The organism is Asaia sp. Ae19-3 (genome assembly GCF_059801175.1).
This window is the reverse complement of record NZ_JBCHWF010000001.1, coordinates 2,807,465-2,815,000: the sequence shown is the minus strand read 5'-3', so window position 1 is coordinate 2,815,000 and position 7,536 is coordinate 2,807,465. Positions and strand designations below refer to the sequence as shown.

Below are 7,536 nucleotides of genomic sequence, written 5' to 3'. Positions count from 1 at the left end.
AGGGGGGTCACCTTTACAGTGCGGGCACGCAAAACCGGCTTCTCCTTCGCGGTCGTGGATAAAGGCAGGTCCTTGAGAGGCCTTTAGGCGCGATACCGCGCCACTGTCTCACAGGCAAGCAATCATCGACCCGTCAGGATTGACCCGATGCCTTACCCGGACCAGAGTTCGGCCAAGCGGGCACGGCATGGCTGGCCCGGCAACCCTAGGTTTTCAGGAGACCCTCATGAGCCGCATCATCCGCACGGAACCCAACCCCGTCATGTCGAAGGCCGTCGAATATCACGGCTTCGTTTTCACCCAGGGTGTTGTTGCCCGTAACCTCGACGCCGATTTCGCTGCGCAGACGGCAGACGTGCTCGAGCAGCTCGATATCCTGCTCGAGCAGCATGGCACCGACAACACCCGCATTCTGCAGGCCCAGATCTGGCTGAAGGACATTGCTGACCGCGATGCGCTCAATGTTCAGTGGACGGCATGGCTGCCGAAGGAATCGGCCCCCGCACGTGCCTGCGTTCAGGCCGTTCTGGCTGACCCGCGCATGCTTGTTGAGATCATGCTGATCACAACAAAGTAAGGCCTCTTGACCTTTCCCCGGGCTGACACAAAATTTTCTCGGGGAAAGTTCATAAATTCGCCATGACTCCGCACTACACGGGTTGCATATTCAAGGTGAACACAGTTACCTAGATGCAACACATAACGGGCGGATGCGGAATCAATGAACGTGAGACAGAAAAGTTGCCTCAAACTTCTGCGCAGGCCGTTTTTTTCGTCTCTGACCGCATTATCCGTTCTGATCGGGTCGGCGCTTCTCGCACCGAAGGCTGAAGCCCGCCAGAAGATTTCTCACAAATCTGCCATGCATGGTGTGCATGTCGCTCATGTGAGCGGCTCGCATCGCGGTGGCATTCACCAGACCCGTTTCACACCGCGCCGCCACCGCTCGGGCGGACATGTGATCCAGTGTGTTGCCTACGCCAAAGCCGCTTCCGATGTTGTTCTGAGCGGTAACGCTCGCGACTGGTGGGAAAATTCCCGTGGCGTGTATGCCCGCGGCTCCGCTCCCGAGCCTGGATCCGTTCTGAACTTCCGCGCGATTCGTCGCATGCCTTACGGTCATGTCGCTGTGGTTCGCGCGATTGAAGACAACCGCACCATTGTTATCGACCAGTCTCACTGGGCGCAGAATGGCGTGGCAAAGAACGTACGAGTCATCGACGTTTCTCCCAATAATGACTGGTCGGCAGTTCGCGTTGCGCTCAACAGCAAGACCGAGACCTACGGCAGCATCTACCCGACCTACGGCTTCATCTATGGCCGTCCTGATGACGGGGTGATGATGGCTAACAATACGCCTGCCCCGGCACATCGTTCCATCCGCTCGCATTCTGTTGCGACGCAGAGCTTTGCCGCGCTGCAGCATCCGATGAATTCGACGGAAGTTGCAGAAGCGCCGGATGATGCATTCGGCCTTGAAGGCCCGAGCCGCAACCTGCGCTAAGCACTTCTCTCACCGCATTGCCCTTGGGCGGCCCGGAAACGGGTCGCCTTTTTTATTGCCCGAAAGGCAGGCTGATCAGAGCAAGACCAATATCGTGTCGGCTACGGCCGGGCAGCGCGATGATAGGGATGTCCCGCGCTGATCGCGCGCGCGCGATAAATCTGCTCAGCCAGAAGCAGACGGACGATCATGTGCGGCCAGGTCATGCGCCCAAAGGAAATGCGCGAATCGGCGCGATTGATCACGCTTGCCTCGAGCCCTTCTGCACCACCAATAACAAAAGACACCTGCTTGCCTGTAGCCAGCCAGGTCTCGAGCATTGTTGAAAACTGCTGGGAGTCGGGGGACGTACCCCCTTCATCGAGGGCAACCACAATGCTGCCCTCAGGGCAGGCTGCAAGAATTGCTGCAGCGTCCTTGCGGCGGATTTCGAGCGCACTGCCGCGCGATTCGGCAATCTCAACCAGTTCGACCCTGGGGCGGGTGCGCTCGACATAACGGTCGAACAGTTCCCGCTCCGGCCCTCTCTTCAATCGACCGACGGCGACGATCCTGATCATGAAAGATCAGAGATCCGTGGTGTCGGCTTCGTCTGCGGCGCTGTCGTCGAGATCCTTGCCCCACATGCGCTCAAGCGCATAAAGCGCACGGCTTTCAGGCTTGAAGAGATGCACCACGATATCGCCGGTATCGAGCAGCACCCAATCCGTGCCGTTCGCGCCTTCGATGGTGATGCGCTTGATGCCGATCTCGTTCAGCTTGTCTTCAATGTGCGACGCCATGGCGGCGATCTGACGATCGGCAATACCGGTTGCGACCACCATATGATCGGCAAAGCTGGCACGACCGCGCAGATCGAGGGTCACGATATCTTCTGCCTTGTCTTCATCAAGGCTGGTCGTGATGACAGCCAGTGCCTGCTCGACAAGTTCACGCGCAACGGTTTCACGCGGTGCGGCGGCAGCGCGCGACTTGCGCGGCCCGGCAGCAGCCGCCTTCTTGCGCGGCGTGCCCGCCGTTTTCAGGGTTGCAGTCTTCTCGCCCGTGGCAGGCTTGGTCTCACCAGCGGACGCACGGCTGCGACGGGCTGGGGTGGTCGTCTCGTCGGACGGTTTTCTGGCGATGGCTCGACACTCCGGTCAATTCATTAGAGAGCGCGCGGCGGGATAATTTCCAGAATCCCTCAGCGCTGTCGCTGATATACCGTTTTGCGGCGCCGGAAGAAAAGCCCAGACACCACCTTTAGAGCGCGACATGACTGGCCCCTGCCTTGGGGGCACACGCATATGGCTGAGAGCATGGGTCGCCCGTCCTGAAAGGGCCGTCCGGTTGCTGCCCGGTCTCGGCACCACGGCCATGGGCACATGCAGGGCCAGTTCGCGCCAGCGCCGCCAGCGGGTAAGTGTGGCCAGACTATCTGCCCCCATGAGCCAGACAAAGCGGGCACGAGGAAAGCGCAGGCGAAGCAGGGCAATCGTCTCGACCGTATAGCGTTTGTTCAGCCGCGCCTCGATATCGGTGGCGATGATATGCCGCCCGTCAGCGAGCGCATGAGCCGAAGCCAGACGGTCTTCAAACGGGGCCATACCGATTCGCGGCTTCAGCGGGTTGCCGGGGGAGACCATGAGCCACACCTGATCGAGCCGCAGATGGGTCAGGGCATAACGGGCCAGTTGCAGATGGCCCGCATGGGCAGGATTGAATGAGCCACCCAGCAGACCGATCGAAATGGCGCGACTGTCACCGTATTTCGGAATTTGCGGCACGTCAGGGGCGCGTCTGGCCGGTGCCGCGCACCTCGTAACGGAAGGTCGTAAGCTGCTCGAGACCGACCGGGCCGCGGGCATGGATCTTGCCGGTCGCAATACCGATCTCGGCGCCGAATCCAAACTCGCCGCCATCGCAGAACTGCGTCGAGGCATTCCACATCACCACCGCGCTGTCGGTGCCGTTCAGAAACTGCTCCGCCACTTCCGCATTCGCTGTGATGATCGCTTCGGTATGACCGCTGCCATAGCGCGCGATATGGGCGAGCGCTGAATCGACGCCGTCGACCACCGCCACAGACAGGCGCGCATCAAGCCACTCTGTGGCGAAATCGTCGGAACTGGCGGGCTCGAGGTCATGCACGATGCTACGCGCTGTCTCGTCACCCAGAATCGCACAGCCCAGCGCATGAAGATCCTGCACCAGAAGCGGCAAGAGGCTCGCCGCGATTTCCCGGTCGATCAGAAGGGTCTCAGTTGCGCCGCACACACCTGTCCGGCGCATCTTGGCATTGGCCAGAATCTCGCGTGCCATCGCGAAATCGGCGTCCTCATGGATATAGGTGTGGCAAAGGCCATCGGCATGGGCGAGCACCGGCACACGCGCTTCGCGCTGCACACGCTCGACGAGTGATTTGCCCCCGCGCGGGATGATCATGTCGATTTCGCCCGCTGCACCCAGCATGGACGCCACATGGGCGCGGTCGGCATCCGGCACGATCTGTACGCATTCGCGCGGCAGACCCGCCTGCTCGAGACCTTCCTGAATACAGCTCTGGATGCAGCGTGCCGAATTGAGGCTTTCAGACCCACCACGCAAAATGACGGCATTGCCCGACTTGATGCTCAACCCGGCGGCATCGGCGCCGACATTCGGCCGGCTCTCGTAAATCATGCCGAGCACACCAAGAGCGGTCGCTACGCGACGAATCATCAGACCATTGGGACGCGTCCACTCAGACAGCACACGCCCCACGGGGTCAGGCAGCAATGCAATCGCATCGAGTCCCTTGGCCATGGCTTCGATACGTGCCGGGGTCAGTGTCAGCCGGTCGATGAAAGCGGCGCTTGCCTTTGATGTCGCCACATCGCGGGCATTGGCCACGAGAATATCGGCCGAATGGCGACGCAGCGATTCGGCTGCTGCCCGAAGGGCCTCATTGCGCTGGCTTTCCGGGGCAATCGCAAGAATACGGGCGGCAGCGCGTGCTGGTCCGGTCAGAGCCTTGAAGTCGGACTGGGGGGTGACGGCTTCCATCCTGCATTCTCCTGTCTGCGATGCATCGGGCGCTCTGTCAGCGCCAGGGCTGCAAAAGAGCGATCAGGCTATGTATCACTCCTGCACCGCTTGAAAAGATCGCCCGACCGCCAGCCCTGCTGCAACGTTGCGTGCACAGCGACGCAGGGAGGGGGCAGCGTCTGACAAGGCTTCTTCAAGCGAGCAGGGACGATCGAGACTACTGAACAGCGCATCAAAGCCCAGTTCGTAGAGTTTTTCGCAGTCTTCTCCCAGCGTACCCGCAAACGCCAGAACGGGCTTGCCTGCCTGTCTGGCCATGCTCGCAATCGCATGAGGCGCCTTGCCCTGCGCCGTCTGCCCATCGAGGCGCCCCTCTCCCGTGATGACCAGATCGACCTGGCTCATCAGTGTGTCCAGTCCGAGCAGACGCGCAATGGCTTCAGCCCCGGGAACGAGCGTTGCCCCGCACAGCGCGACCAGCCCCAGAGCGGTGCCACCCGCAGCCCCCATACCGGCATCCATAGACAGGTCGCGCCCGCAGCGCGCCTCGAGCAGACTGGATAACCGGGCCAGCGCCCCATTCAGAATAGTGACCATGGGGGGTGTTGCGCCCTTCTGGGGCCCGAATACGGCTGCAGCGCCACTTTCCCCGAGCAGGGGTGCCGTCACGTCACAGAGAATCTCGATACGGCATCCGGCAAGACGCGGGTCGAGCTTTGCGTCGTCAAGGGTGAAGACAGAGCCCAGCGGCCCCCCGCCCTGGGCGATTTCCTCACCACGCAGATCGCGCAGCGACACGCCGAGTGCCTGCAGAAGCCCTGCTCCGCCATCGCATGTGGCACTTCCGCCCAGAGCGAGAACGAGATGCTCGCAGCCCAAATCGAGCGCTGCGAGCATAAGCTCGCCTACACCACGGGTCGTTGTGAAAAGGGGCTCTCGCGATTCAGGGGGAACCTGCGCCAGCCCGGCAGCTTCGGCCAGTTCGATCAGGGCCGTACGCCCTTCGTTCAGAACGGCAAATCTGGCTGCAACCGGCACACCGAGCGGACCGCAGACCAGACGCGTTTCCAGCTGGCCGCCAAGCGTGCGCGCCATGATAGCCGCCGTACCCTCGCCCCCATCGGCCATGGGAAAGGCGTGATAGCGTGCCTGCGGGAAAATATCGGAAAAACCGGTGACAATCGCCTCGACCACCGCCTCGGCGGTCAGGCTCTCCTTGAAGGAATCACAGGCGACGAGGATTTCCATGGCGCGCTCCAGAACAACGCACCATTCTTGCCTGTAACGCCAAGCGGTCAAGTAGTGACCGCCCGCGTCAGGCAAAATCTCTTACCCCGATGGGGTCAAAGAGGTCAGACGTTGAAACGGAACAGCAGGACATCGCCGTCCTGCACCACATATTCCTTGCCTTCAATGCGCAGCTTGCCTGCTTCCTTGGCGCCGGACTCACCGCCACAGGCGATATAGTCGTCGTAGGCCACGGTTTCGCAGGCGATGAAGCCACGTTCGAAGTCGTTATGAATGACGGCTGCCGCCTGCGGGGCTTTTGTGCCCTTGGTGATGGTCCAGGCGCGGGTCTCTTTCGGACCGACCGTGAAATAGGTGCTGAGACCCAGCAGGCCATAACCAGCAGCAATAACGCGGTCGAGACCGGAATTGCTCAGCCCCAGCCCCTCGAGGAACTCTGCGCGCTCTTCCTGCGGCAGCTGGCTGACTTCGGCTTCAATGGCGGCAGAGACCACGACCATGGCAGCCCCTTCGGCCTCGGCACGCTTGCGCACGGCTTCGGAATGGCTGTTGCCGGTGGCAGCAGAGCCTTCCTCGACATTGCAGACATAGAGCACCGGCTTGGTGGTCATGAGCTGCAGGCGGCGCGCCGTCTCTTCCTCACCTTTCGGCACGGCGGTACGGGCAGGCTTGCCCTCGCGCAGGGCCGCGATGATGGGGTCCATGATGGCGAGCTGCTGCTGCGCTTCACGGTCATTGCCGCGTGCGCGCTTCTGCAGCGAGACCTGGCGCTTTTCGAGCGAATCCAGATCGGCCAGCATCAGCTCGGTTTCGATGATTTCGGCATCACGCACGGGGTCCACGCCACCCTCGACATGGGTGATGTCGTCATCCTCGAAGCAGCGCAGCACATGGATAATGGCATCGACTTCACGGATATTGGCGAGAAACTGGTTGCCCAGACCTTCACCACGAGATGCACCGCGCACGAGACCGGCAATATCGACAAATTCGAGGCTGGTCGGCAGGATCTTCTGCGACTTGCCAATGCGCGCCAGATTATCGAGGCGCGAATCAGGCACGGCCACGCGCCCCACATTGGGTTCGATGGTGCAGAAGGGATAATTCGCCGCCTGGGCCGCTGCCGTTTCCGTCAGCGCGTTGAACAGGGTGGACTTGCCCACATTAGGGAGCCCCACGATGCCACAATTGAAGCCCATCAGCGTTTCTCCCCGCACAGCATGGCGATTTTTGTCATTGTTGCTTCCGGCTCCCCTTTGGCCAGCAGAGGCGACGCCGCAGCCACGGCATCGAGAAGCGCTTCGAGTTCGTTCTGTTCGGCCTTGGCGAAATCGCCCAGCACATGGCCCGTCACACGGTCCTTGTGGCCGGGATGGCCGATACCGAGGCGCACGCGCTGGTAGTTCTGGTCCCCCAGCATCCTGTCCATTGAGCGAAGGCCATTATGCCCCGCTGCGCCGCCGCCCCGTTTGACGCGCACCTTGCAGAAGGCAAGATCGAGCTCATCATGAAACGCCGTGATGTCAGAGACCGGAATCTTGAAGAACCGCGCAGCCTGCTGCACGCTCTCGCCGGATAAATTCATATAGGTCATGGGCTTGAGCAGAAGAACCTTTTGTCCCTCGATGCTGCCCTCGGCCGTCTCCCCCTTGAAGCGCGCACGCCAGGGAGAAAACCGGTAGTATTCGGCAATACGCTCGACAGCCATGAAGCCAATATTATGGCGCTGCCTGCGCATGCCGGGCTCGGGATTGCCGAGCCCGGTCCAGAGTAGCATT

General features: G+C 61.3%; 10 protein-coding genes (1 of these 10 running past the window's edge). 2 read left to right on the top strand and 8 right to left on the bottom strand.

What is annotated here, in order from left to right; all coding sequences use genetic code 11:
• Nucleotides 1–32 carry the start of an MBL fold metallo-hydrolase gene (locus tag AAID99_RS12390; protein WP_498494028.1) on the bottom strand. Its footprint begins 610 nt before the window's first position, so 32 of the gene's 642 nt are visible here — the first part of the coding sequence; the start codon lies at nt 30–32; its stop codon lies off the left edge, out of view.
• Nucleotides 33–226: 194 nt separating this feature from the next.
• Between AAID99_RS12390 and AAID99_RS12385 the strand changes: the two genes are divergently transcribed.
• Nucleotides 227–577: a RidA family protein gene (locus AAID99_RS12385; RefSeq protein WP_188427245.1), complete on the top strand. Its 351-nt coding sequence runs from the start codon at nt 227–229 to the stop codon at nt 575–577.
• Nucleotides 578–727: 150 nt separating this feature from the next.
• Entirely contained in the window at nt 728–1,504 is a 777-nt protein-coding gene (locus AAID99_RS12380; protein ID WP_498494027.1) for a CHAP domain-containing protein, read from the top strand.
• 101 nt (nt 1,505–1,605) lie between these two features.
• Here AAID99_RS12380 and AAID99_RS12375 read toward each other — a convergent pair whose 3' ends face one another.
• The 7 genes from AAID99_RS12375 to pth all read right to left on the bottom strand — a co-directional run bounded on the left by AAID99_RS12375 (nt 1,606) and on the right by pth (nt 7,535).
• On the bottom strand, nt 1,606–2,061 hold the full coding sequence (locus AAID99_RS12375; RefSeq protein WP_188427266.1) for a 23S rRNA (pseudouridine(1915)-N(3))-methyltransferase RlmH: 456 nt from the start codon (nt 2,059–2,061) through the stop codon (nt 1,606–1,608).
• A 9-nt stretch (nt 2,062–2,070) separates the two neighbouring features.
• Nucleotides 2,071–2,529, bottom strand: a complete 459-nt coding sequence (gene rsfS / locus AAID99_RS12370; protein ID WP_188427265.1) for a ribosome silencing factor — start codon at nt 2,527–2,529, stop codon at nt 2,071–2,073.
• Nucleotides 2,530–2,643: 114 nt separating this feature from the next.
• A complete protein-coding gene (locus AAID99_RS12365; RefSeq protein WP_229719883.1) occupies nt 2,644–3,270 on the bottom strand; it encodes a nicotinate-nucleotide adenylyltransferase in 627 nt (208 codons plus the stop codon).
• Between the two features lies 1 nt (nt 3,271).
• Nucleotides 3,272–4,528 carry a glutamate-5-semialdehyde dehydrogenase gene (locus AAID99_RS12360; protein ID WP_498494026.1) on the bottom strand — a complete coding sequence of 419 codons (1,257 nt, stop codon included), beginning with the start codon at nt 4,526–4,528 and terminating at the stop codon, nt 3,272–3,274.
• 75 nt (nt 4,529–4,603) lie between these two features.
• Nucleotides 4,604–5,758 carry a glycerate kinase gene (locus AAID99_RS12355; protein WP_498494025.1) on the bottom strand — a complete coding sequence of 385 codons (1,155 nt, stop codon included), beginning with the start codon at nt 5,756–5,758 and terminating at the stop codon, nt 4,604–4,606.
• Nucleotides 5,759–5,862: 104 nt separating this feature from the next.
• Nucleotides 5,863–6,957, bottom strand: a complete 1,095-nt coding sequence (gene ychF, locus AAID99_RS12350; protein ID WP_188427240.1) for a redox-regulated ATPase YchF — start codon at nt 6,955–6,957, stop codon at nt 5,863–5,865.
• Nucleotides 6,957–7,535, bottom strand: a complete 579-nt coding sequence (gene pth, locus AAID99_RS12345) for an aminoacyl-tRNA hydrolase (RefSeq protein ID WP_188427239.1) — start codon at nt 7,533–7,535, stop codon at nt 6,957–6,959. The genes ychF and pth overlap by 1 nt, the downstream gene beginning before the upstream one ends.
• Nucleotide 7,536 lies beyond the last annotated feature (1 nt).

Bases quoted from the DNA above. Each gene is read 5' to 3' on its own strand.
- AAID99_RS12385 (WP_188427245.1), top strand. From the start codon at position 227: ATGAGCCGCATCATCCGCACGGAACCCAACCCCGTCATGTCGAAGGCC.
- AAID99_RS12360 (WP_498494026.1), bottom strand. From the start codon at position 4,528: ATGGAAGCCGTCACCCCCCAGTCCGACTTCAAGGCTCTGACCGGACCA.
- AAID99_RS12355 (WP_498494025.1), bottom strand. From the start codon at position 5,758: ATGGAAATCCTCGTCGCCTGTGATTCCTTCAAGGAGAGCCTGACCGCC.
- ychF (WP_188427240.1), bottom strand. From the start codon at position 6,957: ATGGGCTTCAATTGTGGCATCGTGGGGCTCCCTAATGTGGGCAAGTCC.
- pth (WP_188427239.1), bottom strand. From the start codon at position 7,535: ATGCTACTCTGGACCGGGCTCGGCAATCCCGAGCCCGGCATGCGCAGG.